General features: G+C 41.1%; 25 protein-coding genes and 1 other annotated feature. Of the genes, 7 read left to right on the top strand and 18 right to left on the bottom strand.

Going from position 1 to position 24223, the window contains the following annotated elements; all coding sequences use genetic code 11:
• Positions 1-12: 12 nt before the first annotated feature.
• The 9 genes from H626_RS10490 to H626_RS0103155 all read right to left on the bottom strand — a co-directional run bounded on the left by H626_RS10490 (position 13) and on the right by H626_RS0103155 (position 7653).
• Positions 13-927, bottom strand: a complete 915-nt coding sequence (locus H626_RS10490) for a type II secretion system F family protein (RefSeq protein WP_051237750.1) — start codon at positions 925-927, stop codon at positions 13-15.
• Between the two features lie 15 nt (positions 928-942).
• Positions 943-1902 carry a type II secretion system F family protein gene (locus H626_RS10495; protein ID WP_051237752.1) on the bottom strand — a complete coding sequence of 320 codons (960 nt, stop codon included), beginning with the start codon at positions 1900-1902 and terminating at the stop codon, positions 943-945.
• Positions 1903-1916: 14 nt separating this feature from the next.
• On the bottom strand, positions 1917-3299 hold the full coding sequence (locus H626_RS10500; protein ID WP_051237754.1) for a TadA family conjugal transfer-associated ATPase: 1383 nt from the start codon (positions 3297-3299) through the stop codon (positions 1917-1919).
• Positions 3300-3312: 13 nt separating this feature from the next.
• Positions 3313-4488, bottom strand: coding sequence for a CpaE/TadZ family protein (locus H626_RS0103130; RefSeq protein WP_027108042.1), 1176 nt, complete (start codon positions 4486-4488; stop codon positions 3313-3315).
• A 3-nt stretch (positions 4489-4491) separates the two neighbouring features.
• Positions 4492-5223, bottom strand: a complete 732-nt coding sequence (gene cpaB / locus H626_RS0103135; protein ID WP_027108043.1) for a Flp pilus assembly protein CpaB — start codon at positions 5221-5223, stop codon at positions 4492-4494.
• 18 nt (positions 5224-5241) lie between these two features.
• Positions 5242-6351, bottom strand: a complete 1110-nt coding sequence (locus H626_RS0103140; RefSeq protein ID WP_027108044.1) for a pilus assembly protein TadG-related protein — start codon at positions 6349-6351, stop codon at positions 5242-5244.
• Between the two features lie 12 nt (positions 6352-6363).
• Complete coding sequence (locus H626_RS0103145; protein WP_027108045.1) at positions 6364-6753, bottom strand: TadE/TadG family type IV pilus assembly protein; 390 nt, start codon at positions 6751-6753, stop codon at positions 6364-6366.
• 19 nt (positions 6754-6772) lie between these two features.
• Positions 6773-7345, bottom strand: coding sequence for an A24 family peptidase (locus H626_RS11155; RefSeq protein WP_051237757.1), 573 nt, complete (start codon positions 7343-7345; stop codon positions 6773-6775).
• Between the two features lie 104 nt (positions 7346-7449).
• Positions 7450-7653 carry a Flp family type IVb pilin gene (locus tag H626_RS0103155; RefSeq protein ID WP_027108046.1) on the bottom strand — a complete coding sequence of 68 codons (204 nt, stop codon included), beginning with the start codon at positions 7651-7653 and terminating at the stop codon, positions 7450-7452.
• 377 nt (positions 7654-8030) lie between these two features.
• Positions 8031-8225: a binding site (T-box leader), on the top strand.
• A 60-nt stretch (positions 8226-8285) separates the two neighbouring features.
• On the opposite strand from H626_RS0103155, the gene tyrS reads away from it, so the two are divergent.
• Complete coding sequence (gene tyrS, locus H626_RS0103160; protein ID WP_027108047.1) at positions 8286-9551, top strand: tyrosine--tRNA ligase; 1266 nt, start codon at positions 8286-8288, stop codon at positions 9549-9551.
• 55 nt (positions 9552-9606) lie between these two features.
• Here tyrS and H626_RS0103165 read toward each other — a convergent pair whose 3' ends face one another.
• The 7 genes from H626_RS0103165 to glpK form a co-directional block, all read right to left on the bottom strand.
• On the bottom strand, positions 9607-10569 hold the full coding sequence (locus tag H626_RS0103165) for a DUF1002 domain-containing protein (protein ID WP_027108048.1): 963 nt from the start codon (positions 10567-10569) through the stop codon (positions 9607-9609).
• Positions 10570-10799: 230 nt separating this feature from the next.
• Entirely contained in the window at positions 10800-11453 is a 654-nt protein-coding gene (locus H626_RS0103170) for an SDR family oxidoreductase (RefSeq protein WP_027108049.1), read from the bottom strand.
• A gap of 67 nt (positions 11454-11520) precedes the next feature.
• Entirely contained in the window at positions 11521-11703 is a 183-nt protein-coding gene (locus H626_RS0103175; RefSeq protein WP_027108050.1) for a hypothetical protein, read from the bottom strand.
• Positions 11703-12401 carry an NAD(P)H-dependent oxidoreductase gene (locus tag H626_RS0103180; protein WP_027108051.1) on the bottom strand — a complete coding sequence of 233 codons (699 nt, stop codon included), beginning with the start codon at positions 12399-12401 and terminating at the stop codon, positions 11703-11705. Before H626_RS0103180 ends, H626_RS0103175 begins: the two co-directional genes overlap by 1 nt.
• Positions 12402-12414: 13 nt before the next feature.
• Positions 12415-13227, bottom strand: coding sequence for an aldo/keto reductase family protein (locus H626_RS10510; RefSeq protein WP_051237758.1), 813 nt, complete (start codon positions 13225-13227; stop codon positions 12415-12417).
• 29 nt (positions 13228-13256) lie between these two features.
• Positions 13257-14288, bottom strand: a complete 1032-nt coding sequence (locus H626_RS0103190; protein ID WP_027108052.1) for a DUF7309 domain-containing protein — start codon at positions 14286-14288, stop codon at positions 13257-13259.
• Positions 14289-14574: 286 nt separating this feature from the next.
• Positions 14575-16086 carry a glycerol kinase GlpK gene (gene glpK / locus H626_RS0103195; RefSeq protein ID WP_027108053.1) on the bottom strand — a complete coding sequence of 504 codons (1512 nt, stop codon included), beginning with the start codon at positions 16084-16086 and terminating at the stop codon, positions 14575-14577.
• A 163-nt stretch (positions 16087-16249) separates the two neighbouring features.
• On the opposite strand from glpK, the gene H626_RS0103200 reads away from it, so the two are divergent.
• The 6 genes from H626_RS0103200 (at position 16250) to H626_RS0103225 (ending at position 21652) form a co-directional block, all read left to right on the top strand.
• Entirely contained in the window at positions 16250-16732 is a 483-nt protein-coding gene (locus H626_RS0103200) for a DUF456 domain-containing protein (RefSeq protein WP_027108054.1), read from the top strand.
• 206 nt (positions 16733-16938) lie between these two features.
• The gene (locus tag H626_RS0103205) at positions 16939-17244 is read left to right on the top strand and encodes a rhodanese-like domain-containing protein (RefSeq protein ID WP_027108055.1); all 306 of its coding nucleotides are present in this window, start codon (positions 16939-16941) and stop codon (positions 17242-17244) included.
• 2 nt (positions 17245-17246) lie between these two features.
• Positions 17247-18899, top strand: a complete 1653-nt coding sequence (locus tag H626_RS0103210) for an FAD-dependent oxidoreductase (RefSeq protein WP_027108056.1) — start codon at positions 17247-17249, stop codon at positions 18897-18899.
• The gene (locus H626_RS0103215; RefSeq protein WP_027108057.1) at positions 18900-19196 is read left to right on the top strand and encodes a rhodanese-like domain-containing protein; all 297 of its coding nucleotides are present in this window, start codon (positions 18900-18902) and stop codon (positions 19194-19196) included.
• 41 nt (positions 19197-19237) lie between these two features.
• Entirely contained in the window at positions 19238-19624 is a 387-nt protein-coding gene (locus H626_RS0103220; RefSeq protein WP_027108058.1) for a DUF302 domain-containing protein, read from the top strand.
• A 549-nt stretch (positions 19625-20173) separates the two neighbouring features.
• Complete coding sequence (locus tag H626_RS0103225) at positions 20174-21652, top strand: UDP-N-acetylmuramoyl-L-alanyl-D-glutamate--2,6-diaminopimelate ligase (RefSeq protein WP_027108059.1); 1479 nt, start codon at positions 20174-20176, stop codon at positions 21650-21652.
• 278 nt (positions 21653-21930) lie between these two features.
• On the opposite strand, the gene H626_RS0103230 is transcribed toward H626_RS0103225, so the two are convergent.
• Both H626_RS0103230 and dgoD read right to left on the bottom strand, forming a co-directional pair.
• The gene (locus H626_RS0103230) at positions 21931-22590 is read right to left on the bottom strand and encodes an undecaprenyl diphosphate synthase family protein (protein WP_027108060.1); all 660 of its coding nucleotides are present in this window, start codon (positions 22588-22590) and stop codon (positions 21931-21933) included.
• A gap of 483 nt (positions 22591-23073) precedes the next feature.
• The gene (gene dgoD, locus H626_RS0103235; RefSeq protein WP_027108061.1) at positions 23074-24219 is read right to left on the bottom strand and encodes a galactonate dehydratase; all 1146 of its coding nucleotides are present in this window, start codon (positions 24217-24219) and stop codon (positions 23074-23076) included.
• Positions 24220-24223 lie beyond the last annotated feature (4 nt).

Consider the following 24223-nt stretch of genomic DNA (forward strand, 5'->3'; position numbering starts at 1 on the left):
TTTTCTCCCTCCTCATAATATTTGGAATAAGTTGATCAATGCTGGACCTAAAATCACGACGAATAATGCCGGGAAAATCAGGAAGACCATTGGAAATAACATCTTTACGGGTAATGTATTGGCTTTTTCTTCTGCCCGTTGTCTTTTACTGCGGCGAATGGTTTCAGACTGAATTTTCAATACCGATCCCATATTGGTACCCATTTGTTCGCCTTGGATGACAGCAGAGACAAAGTTTTGAACATCATCTATTTTTGTCCGTTCGGCTAATCCACGTAATGCTTCACTTCGGGAACGTCCATTGACCATTTCGTTTAATGTGCGCTTGATTTCATCACTCAATGGGCCCCGCATTTTAGAAGCCACTCGTTTGAGAGCCGTATCGAAACCCAACCCAGCTTCCACACTGACATACAATAAATCCAAAAAATCCGGGAGTTGCAGTTGAATAGCTTCTCTTTTTTGCTGTGCACGAACGCGTAAATAGGAACGCGGCAATTGTATACCGATCCCCAATCCGACTATACTCATCAAGATGGCCAAGCCACTGTTTTGTCCGCGGATCAAAAAGAAAATCCCCGCTCCAAAAATTATCCCTGTGAGTGTCTGCAGTGTAATTAAAGCTGAAACTGTTAGTTTTCTGGACACGCCGCTAGTTTGAATGAGTTCTTCATACCGTGTTTGAAATGTTTCAGGTGTGATACCCGAAAGCGCCTTACTTATCATTTGAAAAACCGGGGCCACAAACCGTTCATAGAGTGACCCTTCGATATAACCTTCTTCGTGGTGAGTCTCTCTTTCTTTCTGGTATTGAAAAACGGCTAATCGATTTCTCGTCTGCTTTCTCTCTGCAAAGAAAAGAGTATACGTAAACACTACGAAGACAAAAACGACTACAAAAATTCCTATGTATAAAATCAGTTCCATCTTTTACGCTCCTCTCTACACTTTCATGTCTACCATCCGGACTAGAATGAATATACCGGTAATTAAAATCACTAGCGCGCCACTGACCAGCAACAACCCGATCGTCGTTGTAAATAATACACTCATGTATTCAGGGTTCATCAGATATAAAACAGCTCCCATCGCGAAAGGCAATAGGCCCACGACCCATGCGGAAATTCTTCCCTGGGCTGTCATCGTTTTTATTTCTGCCTGTAATTGCATGCGTTCGCGAATTGTTTTAGCTAAAGAATCTAAAATATCCGCCAAGTTCCCCCCTACTTGCCGTTGAATAAACACAGCTGTTGTCAACATTTCAATGTCTGGGTGGGGATTGCGCTCCGCAAAGTTTTCTAATGCGGCTTCCAACGACTTTCCTAAGCGATTATCCCGTAAGATCTTCGAGAATTCTTCTGAAATGGGATCCCCTAAATCACGGCTAGCCACATTCAATGCCTGTGTAAAACTAAACCCAGCCCGCAAACCATTAGCTAATAAATTAAGCGCCTGTGGTAATTGCTTATTTAATTCTTTTTGCCGTTTACGCGCTTGTGCACGTAAATAATACCGGGGGATGAAAAGCCCCAATAAGGAAATAACAAAACTAAGTAAAGGAGAAAAATTTAGTAGAAACACAAAAGCGAAGACGACCAACGCAGATACAAAGCTCACTAAAACATACTCTTCTGGTCGGATTTTCACGTGTGATTGTTGGATCCTGACGAGTAATGATCGATAAAAGCGACTATCTTGTATGCGTGTCATGAATGAACGATACTCTCTTTCACTTTCCAATTGTTCTATTTCTTCCACTTTCTGTTCCGCAGATCGATTTCCTTTTTCTTCTTGAAACAACCGTCGCCGAACGACCATGCGTTCAGCAAAAAATAGAGTATACACAGAGAAAATAAAAAGAAGACTTGCTATAAAAATGATGCTGATCATCCATCCAGTCATATCTTCTCTCCTCTCTACATTTCTGGTTCAGTAAAAATACGGGTAGACAATTGTTCACCATTGTCTTTGATTTGTTTCATAAATGCCGGGACTACCCCTGTGGGAATGTGCCTTCCGATAACTTTTCCGTTTTTATCTACACGTTCTTGCTCAAAGACAAATAAGTCTTGCAAGGTGACTGTTTCACCTTCCATGCCGGTCACTTCACTGATTTTCACGACTTTACGTGTGCCGTCCATCATGCGGTCTACCTGAACGATCACATCGATAGCGGAAGCTATTTGTTCCCGAATGGCACGTGTAGGCAATTCCATCCCCGCCATCATGACTAACGTTTCCAATCGAGATATGCAATCTCTTGGTGAGTTGGCATGGATGGTCGTCAAACTTCCGTCATGACCAGTATTCATCGCTTGAAGCATATCGAGTGCTTCGCCACTTCTGACCTCGCCGACTACGATCCGGTCGGGACGCATGCGCAATGCGTTTACAACTAAGTCGCGAATGGTCACACGTCCTTTCCCTTCGATATTCGCCGGGCGCGATTCAAGGGTCACAACATGTTCCTGCTGCAGTTGTACTTCAGCAGCATCTTCGATGGTAATGATGCGTTCATCCCCGGGAATAAAACTGGATAAAGCATTTAGTAAAGTCGTTTTCCCACTTCCGGTCCCCCCCGAAACAAGCATATTCAGCTGACCTCGAACACCTGCTTTTAAAACCGTTGCCATCTTCTTGTCTAAGGTTTCAAATCCAATTAAATCCTGCACGGTAAAAGGATCGGCCGCAAATTTTCGAATGGTGATCACCGGTCCGTTAACGGATAGAGGGGGGATGATCACATTGACACGCGAGCCATCTGGTAAACGAGCATCGACCAAAGGAGATCCTTCATCTACTCGTCTGCCCAAAGGGGAAATGATTTTATCGATGATCCGCATCACATGAGCATCATCTTTAAAAATGATATCTGTTTGCCGGATTTTGCCCATTGTTTCGATAAAAATCAAATGGGGGCCGTTGACCATGACTTCATTCACAGCTTCATCTTGAAGTAATTCTGTGATGGGGCCAAAATCAAATATTTCATTCATGACATTTTCTTCAATGTATCCTTTATCGGCTTGAGAAAGATACACGTCTCTCTCGCCTAATGTCCGATTTAAAATGCGAATGATCGTCCGGCGGATCTGATTTTTTTCTTCGTCGTCCCCTCCGACCATTTCATCGGTAATTTCATCGATCACCAGTTGTAAAACAACTTCTGTGATTTCCGCAAGCTCTAGTCGTTTCGCTTTTGAAATGGTTGGTTCGTTGGTCGTGAGAGTGGTCTCTTTTTTCTTCGAATCTGTTTGTTGGGTGGTTACTTTAGAAAAATCGAACGATCTATAGTCCATTGTCTTTCTCTCCTTAATGTAGTCCTTTTCCGCCAACATCCATTACGAGTTTGCGTGCAAGAGATTTGATCCGCTTGCTGGCACTAGACTTTGGAAGGTGCATGATCAGGGGGTATCCTTGGTTCAAGGATGGTCGGACATGTTTCAAATCTTCGGGAATAGTTATATAGACAGGTTTTTGGAGTGTCTTTTTGATATCATTTACACGAATCGTATTTTTCCGGTTGACCTGATTTAAAATCAGTTTGATGTTCTGTTCAGGATACTCCAAATCTTCCAGTACCCGTAAAACCTCTTTCGTATGTTTGATGAGCGCCATTTCCGGTACGGTCATAAGTAACAAGAAGTCTGCATTCGACAGTGCTGGTGCCGTGTTTTCAGTAAATCGGCTTGGCATTTCAATGATGACATAGTCGTACATCGTCTGGAGAATCCCGATAACTTTATTGGTTTGTTCCGCCGTGATGTACTGATCTCCAATATAATTTTGACTAGCCGCCAGAACATCGACCCCTGAATCATGCCGCGTGATGTAGCGCTGGATCAAGTCGGCGTCCATTGTTCGAATGTCTTCTGCTAAATCGACTAGTGTCAGTTTCGGAAAGATATCTGTCGCCAGAGGTATTGCACTGAATTCTAAGTCTAAGTCCAGAAGGATCACTTTGGAATCGTCAAATTCTTGACTTAATTCAACAGCCAGATTGACTCCTAAAAAGGTCCGCCCGACTCCTCCTTTGGCGCTGAAGATACTAAAAATTTTTCCTTTAGAGTCATTCAGTTCTCGATTTCCTCGGGATGCTTTCAGTCGCGTAGCTTTTTCTTCGAGTGACTGGCTGATACGGGAAAGTTTTTCGATTAGTTCTTCTGGTTCGAAATTTTTGGGTAAAACGCCTTTTGCTCCGGAAGCAATCACTCGGTAAAGGGATTCTTCCGTCACATCTTCTTCCATTACTAACGTAATAGCGTTTTGATAATCTTTTCCTATTTCAGCGGCTACTCTATAAGTGTCTTCCACTTCTGTTCCAACCAATACTACGTCGACTGTTCGGTTGTCTAGCAACTGGCGGGCATCCGGGAGGTTGGTATAGCCTCCTAAAAGGGACACGTACTCCAGATTAGAAGCAACTGAGGCAATTAAACTGGTTTCTTTTGAGTCTGTTCCAATCAATAATAAGTAAATATCGCGCATCTGTTACTCCTCCTCTGCATTCGTTTCTTCAGCTGGTTCAGCTTCCGGTGTTGATTCTGGGACGGTCTGTTCCACTTGGTTATCTCCTGGATTACGCAAGGTGTACGTAAAGCTTCCATTTGCTCGCGCCAAGGCTATTTCTTCTGCCATTTCGGGAGAAACGAGTAGGGTCAGTGAAGTGGTCACTCCTGATCCTTCCGTTTCGGCTGGTGGCATTGCTGGGCCCACTTGTAGAATTTTAACATTTTGAAATTGAGTTTCGATTCTGTCGTCTGCAGGTTCTTCTTCGCCCGGATAGTACACAAGCACATCGATGCGGTTGCCTTCTTTCAAGTATCCACCTACACCGGATATTTCGTCTACCGGTACAGTCACGGCACGCATACTTGCTGGGATACGGTAGGCCAATGCTTCACCAACGTTCCCTTCAGTCACGATCCGGCCTTGCAGGACTTGTTCCCCAGCGAGAACGTCGGTATTGGTCATGCCTCCCACGACTTCACTGATCGTGCGATAGGCCTCTGAGTGGGCTGTTTGAGCCGGTACGGAACGCATCTCGACCATTTCTTCCGTCACCACTGTATGTTGCGGGATAAGTTGTTTTACAAAAACCACCTGTTCCACTTCAGGAGGGGCGACGGGTTCTTGCCGGATACTTTCTATGTAACTAAAAACGCTGATGGTAACGATCAAACTGAAAAGCAATGCCAGCCCCCATACTTTCTTGTTGTTCATACGTGTCTTTCCCCTCTCTTATTCGATCAATTGAATGTTAATCTCTTCATCTCCACCACCGATATCATTCCCGTTTAGATCGACCTTACGACCAGTGAACTGACCGACCAATGAATCCCGCGGTATATTTCTAGGGTAATCAAACTGACCACTTGCTTGGGAAGGAGATGTGATTTTTCCTAAGTAAACATTATCCTCAAATACATAGTTACTCATATTGTTTATACCAGTTCCGTTCCAAGTAAAATCTTCTACTCGATATTCAGCAAAATACAAAAGCTCTCCATTGGCATTTCCACCATTATCTTTTAGCGGTGCAAGAACCGCTATCAATCCGCTTATTGATTTTTTTCTTTCCCATTCATCTTTGTCTTTATTTCTGTCCACTATCGATTGAATTCCGTTCTGGATATAACTTGCGTGATAATAATTATTACTATTTTGAGCTTTTAATGGATCATCAAAATCGCTTAGATTTAAACCCCGACTCCCAGATAGAATATGGTTCACATGATTTTGATCACTTATTCTGGATATATCGGGTATTCCCCATCTGGCTGAATCAACATTCCCTGTCCCTCGCGATTCATCCTTGTCAAATATGTAAGCTCCACCACTACTTAGATATTCACTTTCGAGAACAAAAAAAGGAAATACTTTCCCTGCTCCAAGTCCTCTGCCTCCAGCTTTGTATTCATAGGCTGCTTTTGCGGAGGCTTGGACGGTACGTGTTTTATCTGAAAAGGTTGCTGAAAAGGCCATGGGGACGGTTGCTTCTGTGATGACTTGGATAAACGTTTGTCCATCTACCTCTCCGAGAGAAACTTCTACTACAGTATCTGCTTCGTTTAAGAACGCATACTCGCGGGCAATTGTATTCGCTTCTTCCAATGGAATGGCTCGATTTTCTTTTAATCCCAATGCCATCTCTTTGGCACCTGCTAAAGCAGCGGCATCGGCTGCTGTTTGCATTTGTGTTTTTTCAGCGTATAACATTCCGACATCGACACTCAAAGCTGCAAATCCAAAGAAAACCACAGGAATGAGGATGGCAACGAAAGGCAGGATACTTCCTTTTTCTTCATTTATAAATGTATGCCACAATCCTTTTAATGAAAACTTTCGCATAAAAGTTCCTCCTTATTCCTCTAGCCGCATAGTCGCAGATGCCGAGAGCGTATACAAATCATCCATAACATCGAATAACCCTGTCAAAGACGAAGCTTCTACCTCAACATAAACGGTCGCTTCTTCTTCATTATATTTGATTGTGATCGTAGGATCGCTAACTGAACTTGGCAAGGAATTTGCAACAGCAGTGTCTACTTTTTCCTTACTCACGTTCTCTGCCATCATGACCACGCGAGTGCGGGCACCTTCTCTTGCGGCGGCAGTGACCTGGGTTTGTTGGTGAAACAGCCAACTAAATTCCATGATCCCCACAATGAGTAACAATAGAATCGGCAAGATCAATGCAAACTCCACCATCGATTGTCCCGATTCTTCTTTCTTCCAACCTAAATGCTTCATTTACATTCACCTTCTTCTTCTAAAATAACCCGTTGCCAGTTATGTTCAATAGCACTGCCAGAACCGTGCCCAGTGTGATCGCACCTGCATAGGGAATGTATTCTTGTTCTGTAAAGATTTTTTGATCAGTAAATTTATTATACCATTCTAAAAACGATTGTTTCTTAGTTTTCAAGTAAAGAAAATAAAAAAGTGGTTTGAGTAAAACAAACCCGATTTTTTTCATTAAAACCCATAAACGACCTTTGATAGCCATGGTTACGATAGCAATGACCCCACCGATGGCTGCGATATAAAGAATCGCTTCCGCTGTTAAGATCCAGCCCAACATCGATCCAATCGCACCCATCAACTTCGCATCGCCTGCCCCCATAAATCCGAGTGCAAAAAAGATGAAAAAAACACCCAAACCGATCCCAAAACCGGCCAGACTGAAAACCAAGCCGGATAAGCCAGCAGTGAGCAGATGATACAGCACCCCAAAAGCTAAAAAGGGAACGGTCAGTTTATTCGGGATCCGTCGTTCTTTAAAATCATAATAAGACGCCAAAGCCAGTAAACTAGCTAAAGCTATGTAGAGAACTACTTTCATAATAAACTCCTTTAAAATTGATCTTACCTTTAAAAAAAGCCCCCAGGAAGGGAGCAAAAATATATATTTTAATGGACCTATTGGTAATTATTATAGTATTAAGATTACTCTCCAGCAGCAGCAGGATCAACTGTTACATCAGCAGCATCATCAATATTTCCGAATACATTTTCAAACAATTCAACAATTTTATCTCCTGCAAAGGCAAATACGGCAACAGCTATAACTGCGACTAACCCAATAATCAACGCATATTCAACTAATCCTTGTCCTTCTTCTTCGTTCCAAAATCTTTTTAATAAATTCATGTGTTTTTCCTCCTTTTAGTATTGCTTCCTAATTATAAAAAACATTTGTTGAGAGTTCAATTATAATCAACCAATCAATATAAGGTATATAAATGCTGGTATGTTAAGATTTTACTAGGATGAGCTGTTCATTTCCTGACGCAAACAAACTAAATGAGATTTTTCTAATGTTGGTTCGCCTTATATACGATTACCATTAGCACATATTAAACATTTGTCAAAGATGTGAATTTAAAATAATATTTGTTATATAACTTTATAATTCGCTTTTTTTCGTTTTTGTATCCGTTTTCTTTCCGTTTTCATTTTTTTGCTAATTTCTTGCGAAACATTGACATCCATTTTAGAATTGACTATACTAAGTGGAAATTCAATATAATTAGACGAAGAACAAACGCAGTAAGTTTATTGGTCCCTATTGCAGAGAGTCGGTGGATGGTGCAAATCGACAGATACTAATAAGCTGAAATACATTTGGGAGTCTCTGTAAACAGCGTTGCCTACGTTACAGGTAAGAGTGGAATGCGCTGCATTCAAACTGGGTGGTACCACGGAAAATTTTCGTCCCAATGAAAAGATAAAATCTTTTCATTGGGACTTTTTATTTGCAGTCAACTACGAGGAGGAAAAAAATGAGTATTTTAGAAGAATTGCATTGGCGCGGAGCCGTGAATCAACAGACTGATGAAGACGGATTAAAAGAACTGATCGCTGAAAAGGAAATCGCTTTATATTGTGGGGTCGACCCGACTGGTGACAGCATGCATATCGGACACTTGATCCCCTTCATGATCTTAAAGAGATTCCAGTTAGCTGGGCATAAACCGGTTATTTTGATTGGGGGAGCGACTGGTTCGATCGGAGACCCAAGTGGTCGTACCTCTGAAAGAACGCTTCAGACAATGGAACAAATCAATCAGAATGCTGAAAAATTAAAAGTCCAAATGAAGAAATTGTTCAATGCCGGTGAGGGCGAGGCGATCCGTTTGGTCAACAACCATGATTGGTTAAAGGATCTATCATTGATCGATTTCTTGAGAGAATACGGGAAAGAATTCAATATCAATACCATGTTAGCAAAAGATGTCGTGGCTAGTCGCTTAGATTCCGGCATTTCTTTTACGGAATTCACTTACCAAATCATCCAGTCCATTGACTTTTTGCACCTCTACCAGCAAGAAGATGTTCAGCTTCAAATCGGTGGGGCGGATCAATGGGGCAATATAACTGCCGGATTGGATCTTATTCGCAAGAAAGAAGGTCCTCAAGCAAAAGCCTTTGGGTTAACGATACCGTTACTGTTAAAAGCAGATGGAACGAAATTCGGAAAATCTGCCGAGGGGGGAGTCTGGCTAGACCCTGAGAAAACAAGCCCGTATGAATTTTACCAATTCTGGTTGAATCAAGATGACCGCGATGTGATTAAATACTTGAAATACTTCACTTTTCTTTCGCAAGCAGAAATTGAAGCTTTGGAGGAAAAAGTAGCGACTGAACCGCATAAGCGAGAGGCTCAACGGACATTGGCGCAAGAGATGACGCGCTTTGTGCATAGTCAGGCAGCGTTAGATGAAGCGGAATTGATCAGCCAGGCACTCTTTTCCGGAAATATTCAGGAGCTGACGGCCGATCAGATCGAACAAGGTTTCCAACATGTTCCCTCTTCCACTGCACCAAGAGAAGAGCGGAATTTGGTCGAGTTTTTAGTCGATGTGACTAAAATCGAACCGTCTCGTCGCCAAGCACGCGAGGATATCAAAAATGGTGCGATCCGCATCAAAGGCACGCAGATCAAAGATGTGGATCACATCGTAAGCGCTGCGGATAGTTTTGATGATCGCTTCATCATTGTCAAAAAAGGAAAGAAAAAATATTTTCTGGTCCAGTTGGAAGGGTAATAAAAAAAGAGGAGGGTGCTGAAAATCCAGCGCCTTCCTCTTTTCTATTGGTTCTTTAATTGAATAGTCCCCGGATGGCTTCGACGATTTGTCTGAAGAAGTTTCCGATCCGGTCTAGCACTCCGCTGTCTTCTGCTTGTTGCCAGGCATCTCCAAAGCGATCGCGTAAATTATTGGACAAGTTTTCCAGTTGTTCTTTTACCTGTTGGGAATCGATGGCTCCAGTTTGTTGGTAGCGTTCAAAGAATGCTAGGAGTTGATCGATTTGTTCTTGTGAAATGACATTTTGCAAATCATTGTTTTCTAGAGCTTCATTGATGATACGCTCAATATCTTCTCGTGTTGCTAATTCATCTTGACGTTCCCGTAATTCTGCCAGCTGTTGTTTGATTTCCACGATGGCCTGGTCAAAACGCGACGTGTCAAATTCTTCATTGCCTGCATTTTCCTGGGCAATGTCGTTGGTCGTTTCCAATTCCTCCTGGGCAACTTCCATCCGGTCCTGGTCTAGATCCTCACCATTCACATCAAAAGCTTTATAAATACCCGTCAAGGCACTTTCACCTGTTACGGGGCGGATGCTAGCAACCATGATGGTCACATCTTCGACACCAGCGGTAATAGCCGCATTGGCATATTGCTCTTCAGTGATCTCGGTGATATCGTCGGGTGTTTCAATGATGACGTTCACACCTTCACCGGCATCTTCACGTTGGACCAACACAGAAGAAATCATACTGGCTGTATTTCCCGAACCGGTGTTTAAATAATTTTGTAGATCTTCACCAGTCACATCTACACTGGCTACATTATTTTGATCATCGATACCAAGCAAATCAGCAGTTTCCTGGATTTGGGCTTCATCTAGTCCGCCTCCGTAAACATAGGTCGGTAATCCCCAGGCTTCATCAACTACACTCGTATCGATACCATCTGCTGCATGGACTGATGTCAGCGGAAGGAAAAACATTCCACTTGCCGCGATCAGCACACTTACTTTTTGTTTGAATTTATTCATCTATTTGTTCTCTCCTTTTATTCTTGTTGTGTTGAAGAACAAGAATAGTGTACCACCAAAAAGTTAAATTTCTCATAAATCTAAAAAACAAACGGGGCAAAAAGCAGTGACCTTGAAAATTTGGATCGAAGAGCAGCGTGAACTTGCCGTTTGACTCCCTCTTAAAGAGGATCACTGGAGAAATAGAAAGAAGCTAGGGCATTTCCCCCAGCCTCGCTTTGAATAGAAAATCAAACCATTTCTATTGCATCTTCTATTGCCAGTTTCCCTGTGACTAGATCAAACGATTTTCTGAATGTAGACTCTTGGTTTAAACACTCTACGATTGTTTTAGCTACGTCTATACGTGGAATACTTTTCTTCTCGCTTTTCAATGCATCCTCACCTACAGCAATTTTTCCTATAGCCTCTTCATTTGTCAACATTCCGGGACGAATGATCGTATAATGCAAATCTGAGAGAGTCACCATTTCATCTGCATAATGTTTGGCTACATAATAAGATTTCATTTCTTCATTCCATAGTTCGCGGTTATCCGCACCATAAGCACTGACCAGAATAAACCTGTCAATTCCTGCTTCTTGAGCGGCTCTCATTGTTTTTACAGCTCCATCCAAATCAATGAGCAATGTTTTATCTGCTCCAGTCCCTCCGCCTGATCCAGCTGTGAATACGACTGCATCACATTTCTGCATGCTTTGCGCAAGTATTTGAATAGGGTCTTCCAGATCTCCAACGACTGTTTGAACCTCTAATTTGTCGAACTTTTCCTTTTGTTCTTCTTTGCGGATCATTGCTACGGGAGTATACTGATTTGAATCTTTTAACTCTTTTGTCAGTAGTGTACCGATCTGACCGTTTGCTCCAACAATAAAAATTTTCATCTAATCTACTCCTTTCTTCCTATACTACACTGTATCAAAAACAAAATTAAAGCTCCAAGTAAAACGCTCATTCATTCCATTTCCGCGGACTCCACAAAGATCCATCCAACTCTCCTTGCATTTGTTCGATACGATTGCTTTGTTCTGCAATGTGTTCTTTTAAAGCTAAAATCAGTGCTTTTTGTTTGTAATCTCTGCTTTCTTTAAATAGTTTCTCTAATTCTCCTTGGATCCACTGGGCCTCTTCCATCAATAATCCTCTCCCTCTGCATCCAACAACATCGCGAGTTCGTCAATGGCTAAGCGGTGATCTTCAACTATCGACAACGCTTGTTCCAATATGAACCAACCCTCAGTGGATATTGTCGTTCTATTTGTCTCTTGGACTTGTTCCACAAGCCAGTCTTCCCTTTTCTTCAAACTATCCGGATGTTGGCGGGTCAGGTATTGTTGATACTTGATCAATAAACGCATTCGATCTCGCTCACTTAAGTAGTGAAACTGATAAATAATGAGTGGTTTTACATACTGCATGTCCAATTTATTGGCTAAAGCCCTTAATGGCGCTACCAATTCATTCACTGTAAAGCCTTCACGCCCACCTGCCTGGTATTCTGTTTCTTTGATCCCGACAGAAATAACGAGACCAAACTCTTTTCCAGTTAGATTCTTTTGTTTTCCATAAGCAAAATCTTCGGTCAAGACCTCATCTTGCCACTTTTTTAACAAAGACGGCGTACTATACCAATAAAAAGGAAATTGAAATAGGATCCGGTCATGTGCGAGCAACATTGCTTGTTCTTTTTCTCGATCGATTTTCCCGTCTGAATAAAGTGTATCCAAATGGCGAACTGTTATCGCAGCTGAGGAGGGAAGAGACTGCAGTAAATATTGTTGACTTCCTGAATCTTCAATTTCTGGATGGGAAATTAGCAGTAATGTTTTCATTTCTGGCTCCTTTTTAATACGGTCGATTCCTTTTTTTTAACACATAAGGGATAGCTTCCATTTCTTTTTTTGTTAGGATGAAATCATCGATGTGCAGGCTTTCTTGTATTCGTTTTGAATTTTCCGATTGGGTGAGTACACTTATTTCGCGTTGAATAAGCCATTTATAAATCACTTGGATAGTCGTTTTTTGATAGTGTTCTGCAATCATACGTAAATCAGGATCATTGATAAGGTGCTGGCTTCCTCTTCCAAGAGGACCGCGTGCTATTGGCAGAATGCCTTCTTGTTTCAAATAACGGACCAGCGAGTATTGCGGCATTTCTGGATGGATCTCTATTTGGTTCACCATCGGTTTGATGCGTGCATCTTTCATCAGTTCCTTTAAGTGTTTTTCCTGAAAATTACTTACGCCGATTATCCGTATCTTTCCTGCATCATATAAGTCTTCCAAAGCTTTCCAGGCTTCTTTGTATTGTCCAACTGGCCAATTGATCAGGAATGCATCGATATAATCCGTTTCTAATCGTTCCAGTGTTTCTTCTACCGATTTTTGTGCATCTTCATACCGATAATCCGTATTCCATAATTTATACATCAGAAAAAGGTCTTCTCTTTTGACGTCTGTGTGGTGCAGTAGTTTGTTCAACAGTTTTTCATTTTTATGGATGGTCGTTGTTTCAAATAAACGATAGCCAGATCCTAAAGCACTTTCTATGGCTGATGCCCTTTCCTTTTCTTCTGACTGTTGAAAAGGCGGCAACGTTATACCCATAGCCGGAATCATTCTTCCATTCGCTACTTCAAATTGCAATGCAGTCTTCATGACCGGTCATCCTTTCCTATTCCTCTCTATTATAAAGGCTTATCTGTTTTTTTTCGAATATATTCAATCAGAGGAACACGTTCCACTAATTCCACTTCTATTTCTACTGCTTCTAGCAGGCAACCAAAATAAGCTGACAGTTTTGCTTCACTAAAAATCGGAAAAATTATACTGAGTGGACGGACTCCTGATTGGATGATGATCCGTAAAAAATTGCGTTGCATTTGGACACGATCGGATTCGATCAGTTTAGTCGTCCAGAACTGAGGAGTCGTTTCCGGTCGCACAATTGTGAGTAAGAGAGGATAGTAGCCACGAGGAGAAAATTGTGTATAAATAGCGCGTGGGATCGTTTCAATATCCATTTCCCACACGACCATTTCTTTTGGTAAGGAAAGGCCTCGCTGTTTTTCGAATTCTGTCAATAGAAAAGGACTTTCTGGAATGATTTTTTCACTGAGTCCAATAACTGCTATTTCGGGCAATTCATAATAGTTTTCTTGAAAGCTTCCATCAGTATTATATTGACGGGTGAGCACTTCGAATGAATCAGCGAGGGAATGATTATTTTCCGTAGCACATTTATCCGAGATAAATTCTGTGACATATTTTAGAATGGCTGTAAATTTCTCCTGCTGTTCGTCTTCTAAAATGAGCGGTTCAAATCCGGGTAAGTACTCGATGAAACGGGGCCATGCTTTTTTTCCTCTGAAGAGGATACCACTTTCTTTGATCGTCCGATACTCTTTCTTTGAACAATCTTCCCTATCTTCATAAGTAAGATGGATGCCCGTCTGATAAGCAATTCGTTCAAATTCTGGACGTGTCTGATCATAGTAATCCCATAATAACATTTCAAAGAAATAAGCAAGCTCCTTTGTGTCCCGATAAACTACTAAGCCTTTTGCATCTTCCTCTTTCCCCCAGACAGACACATAAACGGGGCTCGAAGCATCCGGTAACTGAATGGCAAAAATATTTTCTTTCGAAAATTTCTCCCACGGTTTAAGCTTGTAGATTTCTTTACTGAATTGATATAAAGATGCACGTGCATTTTTCATACTCTGCGCCTCTTTTCCTAAGACATACCACTTTCTTCTATTATCTCAATAAGTTGAAAAAAAGAGAAGAAGAAGGTGTTTCTATTTGACAATTGTTTTAATTCCTCTACAAGAAAATGGATGCGTCTTCTCTACATGAGTCGAGACTGGAACAAAAGTCCCAGCCTCGACTCACTTCACGTTGGTGTAGGCGATATCGATCCGCATTAGCTATTACTGCTTCGCCAGTTTACTCGTAAAGCAGCCGAATCGTTATTCAGATCTGTTCACCTTTTGTCCCGCTATTTCATTCTTCTTTATAGGGTTCATATTTAAAGAGTTTTGTTGCTTCCACTGCCTTTCGCCAACCTGCATACAAGTGATCTCTTTCAGGCTTGGAGATAGTGGGTGTAAAGGTTGCACTTTTTGCCCAATTGGCTTTGATTTCTTCCTGGTCTTTCCAGTAACCGGTAGCTAATCCAGCTAAGTAGGCAGCCCCTAAGGCAGTCGTTTCCATTACTTTTGCTCGTTCGATCGTCAGCCCAGTGATATCCGCTTGAAACTGCAACAAGAAATCATTGTTTGAGGCCCCGCCATCTACCCTCATCGTGCGCGTTTCAATTTTAGAATCTCCCTTCATCGTCTCCAGTACATCCCTCGTCTGGTAAGCTAACGATTCTAAAGTAGCTCGGACTATGTGTTCTTTTGTTGTTCCGCGTGTGAGGCCAAATATTGCTCCACGTGCATCTTGATCCCAATGGGGGGCACCTAAACCTGTAAAAGCAGGGACGACGAAAATATTTTCCGACGACGAAACGGCCCGCGCGTATTTTTCCGAATCCGCAGCCTCTCTAAACATACGCAATCCATCTCGCAACCATTGAATCGCTGATCCTGCAACAAAAATACTTCCTTCAAGCGCATAGGTCACCTCTCCATTCAATCCATACGCGATCGTCGTCAACAATCCATTCGCTGATTGGATCGGCGTTTTTCCCGTATTCATGATGATGAATGCGCCCGTTCCATATGTGTTTTTTACCATTCCCTTTTCAAAAGCCGTTTGTCCAAAAAGTGCTGCCTGTTGGTCACCGGCAATGCCCGCAACTGGAATACTTTCGCCAAAGAAATGTGTCGGAGTAGTGTAGCCATAAATTTCTGATGATGACCGAACATCTGGCAGGATCCGTTTGGGGATATCTAAATTAGACAGTATTTCTTCATCCCATTTCAACGTATAAATATTGAACATCATCGTCCGGCTCGCATTGGAATAATCCGTAGCGTGAACGGTTCCTCCTGTCAACTTCCATAACAACCACGTATCGATCGTTCCAAAAAGCAATTCCCCTGCTTCAGCTCTTTTGCGGGCTCCGTCAACGTGATCGAGTATCCACTTGATTTTTGTAGCTGAAAAATAAGAGTCAATAATCAGACCTGTTTTTTTCTGAATCAGGTCTTTGTGTCCTTCGGCTATCAACTGATCTGCAATACTGGCTGTTTGTTTGGATTGCCATACAATGGCTGGGTAAACGGGTTTTCCTGTTTGCTTATCCCAGATGACCGTCGTCTCTCGTTGATTGGTGATCCCGATGCTATCAATATCAGCTGGTTGCAATCCCGCTTCGATCAACACTCCCGCAATGACTTGCAACGTTTTGATCCAAATTTCATTTGCATCATGTTCCACCCAACCTGGTTCAGGAAAAGACTGCGTTATATCTTTTTGTGCACTCCATTTCAATTCGCCCTTGTTATTGAAAATGACCGCGCGCGTACTCGTCGTTCCCTGATCAATAGCCATTATGTATTTTGTCATATAGATTCCTCCTTGATTGCAACTACCTTCGTGCTTCCTTATTATTGTATACGATTTCCTAACAAAAAAGAACCGCTTCTCATTTTATTTTGTGCAAAACCTTTTAGAAAAAACGCTTCTTGAACTATACTATGGATAGAGAAAAAAGATTGGAGGGAATGTGATGGACATATTTTTATGGATCGTCGTCCTCAGTTTGTTCGCTCTTAGTTTTATGGGTCTAGTTTTTCCCATTTTACCATCTGTACTTGCTGTATGGGGTGGTTTCTTAGTTTACACTTTCTTCATTAATTCTCAAGCGTTATCTCCTTTCTTTTGGATAGGAATGATTGCCTTAACGTTTATATTATTGATAGCGAATGTTTTAGCGAATCAACTGGCGGTAAGAAAATTTGGCGGCAGTAAATTAGGAGAAAAAGTCGCAGCGGTTTCCGTTATCGTAGGAGCCTTTATCTACCCACCGATTGGTATGATCGTTCTTCCTTTTGTGGCTGTTTATTTAATCGAATGGGTTCAACGAAGGAATCCGAAAGAGGCTTTGCAAGTTGCTACTGGTTCGTTGATCGGCTTTTTTAGTGGTCAAGTTGCTGAAGGGCTGATCCAAGCAATTATGATCGGCTGGTTCTTTCTTAGTATCTGGCTTTAGCCACATTTGAAAATTGGGAACAATTTGTAGACGAGAGTATTTTCTCAGCTGCAAATTGTTTTTTTTACTATGACAAAAAAACCATTTTTAAAAAAAGAAAGAAAGAGTTTTGAATTTTTCACTCTTTTGCCTTTACAAAATATACCTTAGGGGGTATAATTGGAATCGTTGAGTTACAAAAAATAAAGTACCACCAGGAGGAATTTATGTTTTTTAGTCGTATGCCTTCCATTTCTACCAAAGAATTGGAACAAAAACTATCCGAAAAAATAGAACTAATAGATGTACGTGAAACAAATGAATTCGCAAATGGACACATTCCACGTGCCAAGAATATTCCTCTAGGAAAGATCGATAAGTATAAACCAAATGGTACGGTTTACGTTATCTGCCAGTCAGGTATGCGTAGCAAGCGTGCTGCTAAAATATTAAAAGCAAAAGACTGTGATGTAGTGAATGTCAAAGGCGGCATGTCTGCATGGTCTGGTAAAACCAGAGGAGGAAAATTATAAACATGAAAATCGTTATAGTTGGAGGCGTCGCTGGCGGAATGTCCGCTGCTACTCGCTTACGCCGTTTAAATGAAGACGCAGAAATAATTGTATTAGAAAAAGGCCCTTATGTTTCTTTCGCAAACTGTGGCCTTCCTTATTACGTTGCACAAGAAATTACAGATCGCGAAGAATTGCTCGTTCAAACACCCGAAAAATTAAAAAATCGATTCAACTTGGATGTCCGCCCAAATAGTGAAGCGGTAGCGATCGATGGCGACAAAAAAATGGTTCGTGTGAAATCGCTAGATGAAGAATACGAGTTGCCTTATGATAAATTGATTCTTTCACCTGGTGCACGTCCTTTTATCCCACCAGCAGCTGGATTAGAAGAAGCTTCAAATATCTTTACTTTACGTTCTATTCCTGATGTAGATGGTATAATGGCATACATTGAAGCACATCAACCGAAAAAAGCAGTCGTCATCGGCGCTGGCTTTATTGGTTTAGAAATGGCCGAAAGTATGGTCCACCGTGGTATCGAAGTGACTATTGTCGAAAAAGCACCGCATGTTCTTCCTCCGTTAGATGAAGAAATGGCCGCTTACATCTCTAAAGAACTCGAAGCGAACAATGTAAAACTCTATACCGGTCTGTCAGCACAAGCCTTTGAAGAAAACGGGAAATATGTTGTTTTGGAAAATGGTGAGCGTCTTGAGAGCGACATTACCTTAATGTCTGTCGGTGTTCAACCGGAATCGACCCTTGCCCAAAGCGCAGGTGTCAAAGTAGGCATGCGTGGCGGAATTTTAGTGGATGATCAGTATGAAACAAGCGTAAAAGATATCTATGCTGTTGGAGACGCGATCATTGTCAAACAACAGATCACGGGTCAAGATGCTATGATAGCACTAGCTTCTCCTGCCAACCGTCAAGGAAGACAAGTTGCCGATATCATCAGTGGCTATAAGCGTACAAATAAAGGGAGCATCGGAACGGCGATCGTCCGCGTGTTCAACCAGACAGCTGCTTCAACTGGATTAACTGAACGTCAATTAAAAATGAGTGAAATTCCTTATCAAACGGTTCACGTTCAAGGAAAAAACCATGCGGGCTATTATCCAAATGCAACAGATCTCCTGTTAAAAGTCCTATTCGATCCAAAAACTGGTAAAATCTTTGGTGCACAAGCTATCGGAGCAGATGGTGCAGACAAACGGATCGACATCATCGCTACAGCGATAAAAGGGAACTTAACTGTTCATGACTTACCTGAATTAGAGTTTACGTATGCACCACCATTCGGTTCTGCTAAGGATCCTGTCAATATGGCTGGTTATGCTGCGTTGAACGTATTAGAAGGACATTCTGATACTATCCAATGGTATGAATTAGAAGACCTTATTAAGGATGGCTGGTTATTGCTGGATGTTCGTGACGAAAAAGAAGTCACCGAAGATGGCCGCTTGAAAAATTCGCTCGTTATTCCATTAAATGAATTACGTGATCGTTTAACTGAAGTGCCAACTGATAAAAATATTATTGTCAGCTGCTTTAGTGGCCAAAGAAGTTATATCGCTGAACGTTTATTGAAACAAAAAGGCTACACGGTTAAAAATCTTGACGGTGCATTCAGTCTATATAGCACTGTCCAATCAGAAAAGGTGGAAAAATAAATGTATAAATCAATTTCAGTACCCGAATTAGAACAAAAATTAAAAAAAGAAGAGGTCGTTGTTTTGGATGTACGTGAAACTCACGAACACCAAGCCGGACACATTAAAGGTGCACAATTGTTGCCTCTTAGTGGATTCCCCGAAAACATTAACGAATTAAACAAAGATACTGAATACCACGTAATCTGTTTTACTGGATCACGTTCAAGCATGGCGTGTGAATATTTAGGGAATGCGGGTTACAATGTAGTTAATGTGATGGGTGGCATGTCCGCTTGGCGCGGTGAAACAGTTTAACCGTACCCTATTCACATAAAAAAAATCAAGGAGGAAACACAATGGATATTCAATTCAAAGTAGAAACAAGTAAAGATTTTGCTTCCGCAATCGCTGCACTTAAAGAAGAAATGAGTCAATACGGTTTTGGTGTGCTTTGGGAAATGAATTTCAAAGATAAACTCCAAGCTAAAGGGCTTGATTTTGATAAAAACTTCCAAATAATGGAAGCCTGCAATCCTAAGCAAGCAAAAGTTGTTCTCGACAAAGACATTGAAGCTGGGTATTTCTTGCCTTGTAAAGTAGTCGTGTATGAAAAAGATGAAAAAGTCTTTGTAGGAATGTTACGTCCAACGTTATTGATGGATATGATGGATGTGGCCGGACTAGAGGCTATTGCTCAAGAAGTCGAAGAAGACTTGAAAAAAGCAATCGAAGCAGTAAAATAAATAAGAAGATACTAGTAAAGAAGAATCGGATTTTTCCGGTTCTTCTTTTTTTATATGATCATACGCCTCTGATCCCTCAAAATGAACGTGCGGCAACATGTGAACAAACTCGAATAGAGCTTTGCGCAAGTAATAGCTTTTCCGGAAAATCAATGGTGAGAGCTACTATTGCAGCAACCGTTTGCTGTCGATAGTTGAAAAGATGCAGAAACATTCTGGGGCACTATACCTATTTTCTTCACCGGCCTCTCTTGTATTTGTTTCGTGCGGGTATCATCACTCGCTCTCACACTAACCTTTAACGGAGCCAGATAGTTTTAGAATTTAAAAGTTTCTATTTTAAATGACACCTAATCGGACTTATTTGTTATCCGCTGTCTTTCCATTGTTTTTGGATGATTTTATAGAAATCCATTAACAGGCACTGAGTTGATTTCGACTGCTGAAATCTGATTTAAGAAGCTTTTTTCTTTGCTTTTTAATTTTTGTTTAGTGTAAGTTAGACATATACAGACCGTCATTGAGACCAACGAAATGAGGGGGAAGAACATGAAGATCAACTTTCAAAAAGAATTTGACCGTAGCTTGATCCGTGCTATTTATGGAAAGCCTGTCCCTCATGTTTCATCTCTTGAATATAATTCGAAAAATGTTAAACAATATACGGCTTTTTTCTGTATTCCTGGCGAAAAATTTGACGGCCATCAATTTATAGAAGATGCTTTGACACGAGGAGCCTCTGTTATTATTGGTACACAATCACAACACTTGAGGCACCTTTCTTTTCGCTATCCCGAAACGACTTTTATACTCGTTTATGATGTAAAATATTTTATGGCTCGCTTTTCTGCTGTTTTTTATAACAGTAGCTATACCCACCTCTCGACCTTTGCCGTAACAGGGACAAATGGAAAAACAACAGTCGTTTCCTATATCCGTTCATTATTAAATTATTTAGGTGTTCCAACTGGCTCGATCGGGACCGCAGGCATATGGGACGATCAAATCAAACTCGATCTCAATCACTCAACACACACGACCCCTGAAGCCCCGGATCTGCACAGAGCTCTGGACACTTTTTATACACAAAAATTGAAAGCGGTTGCAATCGAAGTGACTTCTATTGCTCTTGAACAACAACGTGTTGCAGATATGCTATTTGATGTTGGGATCCATACGAATTTGACCCCTGAGCATCTCGATTTTCATTCTTCTTTTGAAGAATATAAGCAAGCTAAGTTAAAACTTTTCCGACAGGTCAAAACTGCAGTCGTCAATTTGGATGATCTTGGAATGGCACAAGATATTTTGCATTCCTTTGAGGGGCCTCTCCTGACCTATAGTTTAATACAAGAAGCAGATGTAATGGCTCAAGCTATTGAAACTAGAAAAGAAGGTACTGATTTCGAACTGCGTATCCATGATTTTTCTGCTCAGGTTCACTCTCCTATTTACGGAGCATTTAATGTTTCCAATTTATTAGCAGCTATCTGTGCTTGTCTACAATTAAATATCGCACCTGCTTTACTCGCAGAAGCTGTGGAGGAGGTTGGAAATACAGCGGGACGCTTTGAGGTTTTTGACCATTACGCAGACTATACACTCATTTTGGACTTTGCTCATACACCCAGCGGATTGGAAAGCGTTGTGAAAACAGCTCAAGACTTACCGCATAATCGGCTTATTTTACTGATTACAGGCGTTGGGTTGCGAGATCCTAGACAGCGCCCTCAACTAGCCAGGGCAGTTGAAGGAAAAGCAGATGAAATTATTGTCAGTGTTGACCACCCTCATTTTTTTGACAGGCAGATGATTGCCGATGATGTATTAAAGGGATTTCAAGGTGCTAAAAGGAATGTTCAAGTCATCTTACAGAGAGAAGAAGCTATTCATGCTGCTCTTTCTCAAGCTCAAGCGGGTGACATTGTGTTGCTCACTGGTCTTGGTTCAGGTGGGTATCAAGTGATTGAGGGACAGAATATTCCTTATTCTGACGAGGAAGTTATCCAACGTTATTTTCAAGAATAACATTGGCTAACTTTTTTTTACTGTTCATTCTTATCCTAATTTTACTAAGTTGGCAGTCGTCCATTTCCGAGACGGCCCAGACTGATTTTATCTACTAACCTTTTTCACCCAAAGGAAGCACATCAGAGGTTTACAGGGTGGCCCATTCCTAAACAAAAAAACTCACCAAAAAACACTCTCATCGTTTCTTGGTGAGTTCAACTGGTCTTCTCGAATCAACTGGTTCACTTTACAGTATTGAGTGTCACTCTACCAGAGCGTTTACCTTTTTCATCTGTTTACCCACCCAGAGTAACATCCTGGTTTTGGTACCAATGGAGAGCTTCATAAAGTTGCTCTTTTTTGTAATCCGGCCAATATTCCTCCAGAACATAAAAGTCGGAGTAGACCGATTGAATTGGTAGAAATCCGCTCAGGCGCCGTTGGCCTCCCCAGCGCAAGATCAGATCGATACGCGAGATATCTTTTGAGGCAATATGATTTCCCACATTGCCAGTGATAAGGGTCTCCTCATCGTTTAAAGCCTGATTCAAGTCCCAATCCCATCCATAATTGACAAGAAAGTTCACTTTCATCTTTCCCTCGCCAAAACGTGTACGAGTCGTATAGGGTTTCAATTCTTCCGGAAAAACTTTCGAATCGGTATTCCCTATCACTAGCAGGTCGGCATCGAGTTTTTGCAGTTCGCGAACGGAATCCACACAAGCCTTTTGAAATGCACGTGCTTGAAGAGAGGGACGTTTCACATTATCCATCGTAAAGCCATAGAAGGTCATCTCTTCGACGCCCAGTTCTAGGCAAGCTTCATAGAGTTGAAGTCCAGGCCCGACGCCGTGACGGTATCCCTCTTGCTTCTGCATCCCGTGAGAGGTTGCCCACCGTCGGTTCCCATCGGGGATGACACCTATATGTCGTGGTAGTCGTTTAAATGTTTTCATAGTGATGTCCTTTCTTTGACGAATTAAGTATCGACTCTCATTTCACGGAGAATTACAAACAAAACCCGATTTCAACTCCTTTTAAATGGCAATTTAACTTAAAAAAATCAGTCAAGATTTAAATTCACCACTTTCTAACATGCATGACCTCATCATATCTATTATTTCGCTAAAAATCAATTCTAGTACTCTATCTAAGGAAAAGCAGTCTTTTTCAATATAGTTTCCTTTTTAAAAATATAATATAGAATTATATAAACACTCAGAAGAATATTTTCACTTATCAGTTGTTTTCTAATAAAATTAAACTGAATCACTATCAAAATAATCTATCTTCATGAGATCTTTTTATCTTGTGTTACCTAAAACCTAACTCTATACTGTATGACTAGCTTTTTTAGCAATATAATTATTGGTTTAGTTAGTAAAAACTGGGAGTAAAAGCTAAATCAGCTTTTACCCCCAGTTTTAACAGATTTTTAATTACCACTCAGCAATAGTGCCGTCATAATTTTTCCATTTTGGATTGGTCCACACTAACCCCTCTTGAGAAATTTCATCTATGAGTTCTTCATTAAGTTCCAGTCCTAGACCCGGCTTAGTTGGAAGATCTACAAAACCATCTTTATACTGGAAAACTTCTTTATTATGAACAAAGTCTAATAAATCAAAACCTTTATTGTAGTGAATGCCTAAACTCTGCTCTTGTATGAACACATTCGGAGTACAAGCATCAACTTGTAACGTTGCAGCTAAAGCAATTGGTCCATAAGGAGCATGTGGTGCAACAGCTACATCGTAAGCTTCAGCCATCGCTGCTATTTTCTTGGTCTCTAAAATACCACCAACTAAAGCAACGTCTGGTTGAATGATGTCGATACTGCCTTGATTGAAGATGTTTTTAAAAGCCCATCTACTATACAAGCGTTCTCCAGTTGCTAGTGGTGTAGCTACATGGTGTGCTATTTCAGAGAATGCCTCCTCATTTTCTGGAAGTACAACTTCTTCTAAAAACATAGGTTTCAAAGGTTCAAGCTCTCTAGCCAATACTTTTGCCATCCCTTTGTGTACTCTACCATGGAAATCTACGGCAACTTCCATTTCATATCCTAATTTTTCCCGTATAGAAGCAAATCTGTCGACTACTTTTTGTACTTCTTTAAATGAGTCGATATAATGCAATTCTTGAGTGGCGTTCATTTTAACAGCTCTGAACCCTCTATCATATCTATCCATAGCTTCAGTCGCTACATCTTCAGGCCTATCGCCTCCAATCCATGAATAAACTTTTATGTTATCACGTGCAGCTCCACCCAATAATTCGTAGACAGGAACATTAAAATATTTCCCTTTAATATCCCATAAAGCCATCTCTATTCCGGATACAATTGTTCCATTAATTGGTCCACCTCTAAAGAATGAGCGGTGAAGTTCTTGCCATAATCTTTCAATCTCAAAAGGATTTCGACCAATAATTCTATTGCCCATTTCGTAAGCACCAGAGACGACCATCTCTGTTTTCGTACCTGATATCATTTCTCCCCAGCCATCAATGCCTTCGTCTGTACTAATTTTTATAAAAATCCACCGCGGTTTGACCTTGTAAACTTTAATATCTGTAATTTCCATTATA

This window comes from Lacticigenium naphthae DSM 19658, assembly GCF_000425865.1.
In the GTDB taxonomy this organism is placed as follows: Bacteria; Bacillota; Bacilli; order Lactobacillales; family Carnobacteriaceae_A; genus Lacticigenium; species Lacticigenium naphthae.

What these genes read in the sequence shown, in the direction of transcription:
- H626_RS10490 (WP_051237750.1), bottom strand. Translation starts at nt 927, where the DNA reads ATGGAACTGATTTTATACATAGGAATTTTTGTAGTCGTTTTTGTCTTC.
- H626_RS10495 (WP_051237752.1), bottom strand. Translation starts at nt 1,902, where the DNA reads ATGACTGGATGGATGATCAGCATCATTTTTATAGCAAGTCTTCTTTTT.
- H626_RS10500 (WP_051237754.1), bottom strand. Translation starts at nt 3,299, where the DNA reads ATGGACTATAGATCGTTCGATTTTTCTAAAGTAACCACCCAACAAACA.
- H626_RS0103130 (WP_027108042.1), bottom strand. Translation starts at nt 4,488, where the DNA reads ATGCGCGATATTTACTTATTATTGATTGGAACAGACTCAAAAGAAACC.
- cpaB (WP_027108043.1), bottom strand. Translation starts at nt 5,223, where the DNA reads ATGAACAACAAGAAAGTATGGGGGCTGGCATTGCTTTTCAGTTTGATC.
- H626_RS0103140 (WP_027108044.1), bottom strand. Translation starts at nt 6,351, where the DNA reads ATGCGAAAGTTTTCATTAAAAGGATTGTGGCATACATTTATAAATGAA.
- H626_RS0103145 (WP_027108045.1), bottom strand. Translation starts at nt 6,753, where the DNA reads ATGAAGCATTTAGGTTGGAAGAAAGAAGAATCGGGACAATCGATGGTG.
- H626_RS11155 (WP_051237757.1), bottom strand. Translation starts at nt 7,345, where the DNA reads ATGAAAGTAGTTCTCTACATAGCTTTAGCTAGTTTACTGGCTTTGGCG.
- H626_RS0103155 (WP_027108046.1), bottom strand. Translation starts at nt 7,653, where the DNA reads ATGAATTTATTAAAAAGATTTTGGAACGAAGAAGAAGGACAAGGATTA.
- tyrS (WP_027108047.1), top strand. Translation starts at nt 8,286, where the DNA reads ATGAGTATTTTAGAAGAATTGCATTGGCGCGGAGCCGTGAATCAACAG.
- H626_RS0103165 (WP_027108048.1), bottom strand. Translation starts at nt 10,569, where the DNA reads ATGAATAAATTCAAACAAAAAGTAAGTGTGCTGATCGCGGCAAGTGGA.
- H626_RS0103170 (WP_027108049.1), bottom strand. Translation starts at nt 11,453, where the DNA reads ATGAAAATTTTTATTGTTGGAGCAAACGGTCAGATCGGTACACTACTG.
- H626_RS0103175 (WP_027108050.1), bottom strand. Translation starts at nt 11,703, where the DNA reads ATGGAAGAGGCCCAGTGGATCCAAGGAGAATTAGAGAAACTATTTAAA.
- H626_RS0103180 (WP_027108051.1), bottom strand. Translation starts at nt 12,401, where the DNA reads ATGAAAACATTACTGCTAATTTCCCATCCAGAAATTGAAGATTCAGGA.
- H626_RS10510 (WP_051237758.1), bottom strand. Translation starts at nt 13,227, where the DNA reads ATGAAGACTGCATTGCAATTTGAAGTAGCGAATGGAAGAATGATTCCG.
- H626_RS0103190 (WP_027108052.1), bottom strand. Translation starts at nt 14,288, where the DNA reads ATGAAAAATGCACGTGCATCTTTATATCAATTCAGTAAAGAAATCTAC.
- glpK (WP_027108053.1), bottom strand. Translation starts at nt 16,086, where the DNA reads ATGACAAAATACATAATGGCTATTGATCAGGGAACGACGAGTACGCGC.
- H626_RS0103200 (WP_027108054.1), top strand. Translation starts at nt 16,250, where the DNA reads ATGGACATATTTTTATGGATCGTCGTCCTCAGTTTGTTCGCTCTTAGT.
- H626_RS0103205 (WP_027108055.1), top strand. Translation starts at nt 16,939, where the DNA reads ATGTTTTTTAGTCGTATGCCTTCCATTTCTACCAAAGAATTGGAACAA.
- H626_RS0103210 (WP_027108056.1), top strand. Translation starts at nt 17,247, where the DNA reads ATGAAAATCGTTATAGTTGGAGGCGTCGCTGGCGGAATGTCCGCTGCT.
- H626_RS0103215 (WP_027108057.1), top strand. Translation starts at nt 18,900, where the DNA reads ATGTATAAATCAATTTCAGTACCCGAATTAGAACAAAAATTAAAAAAA.
- H626_RS0103220 (WP_027108058.1), top strand. Translation starts at nt 19,238, where the DNA reads ATGGATATTCAATTCAAAGTAGAAACAAGTAAAGATTTTGCTTCCGCA.
- H626_RS0103225 (WP_027108059.1), top strand. Translation starts at nt 20,174, where the DNA reads ATGAAGATCAACTTTCAAAAAGAATTTGACCGTAGCTTGATCCGTGCT.
- H626_RS0103230 (WP_027108060.1), bottom strand. Translation starts at nt 22,590, where the DNA reads ATGAAAACATTTAAACGACTACCACGACATATAGGTGTCATCCCCGAT.
- dgoD (WP_027108061.1), bottom strand. Translation starts at nt 24,219, where the DNA reads ATGGAAATTACAGATATTAAAGTTTACAAGGTCAAACCGCGGTGGATT.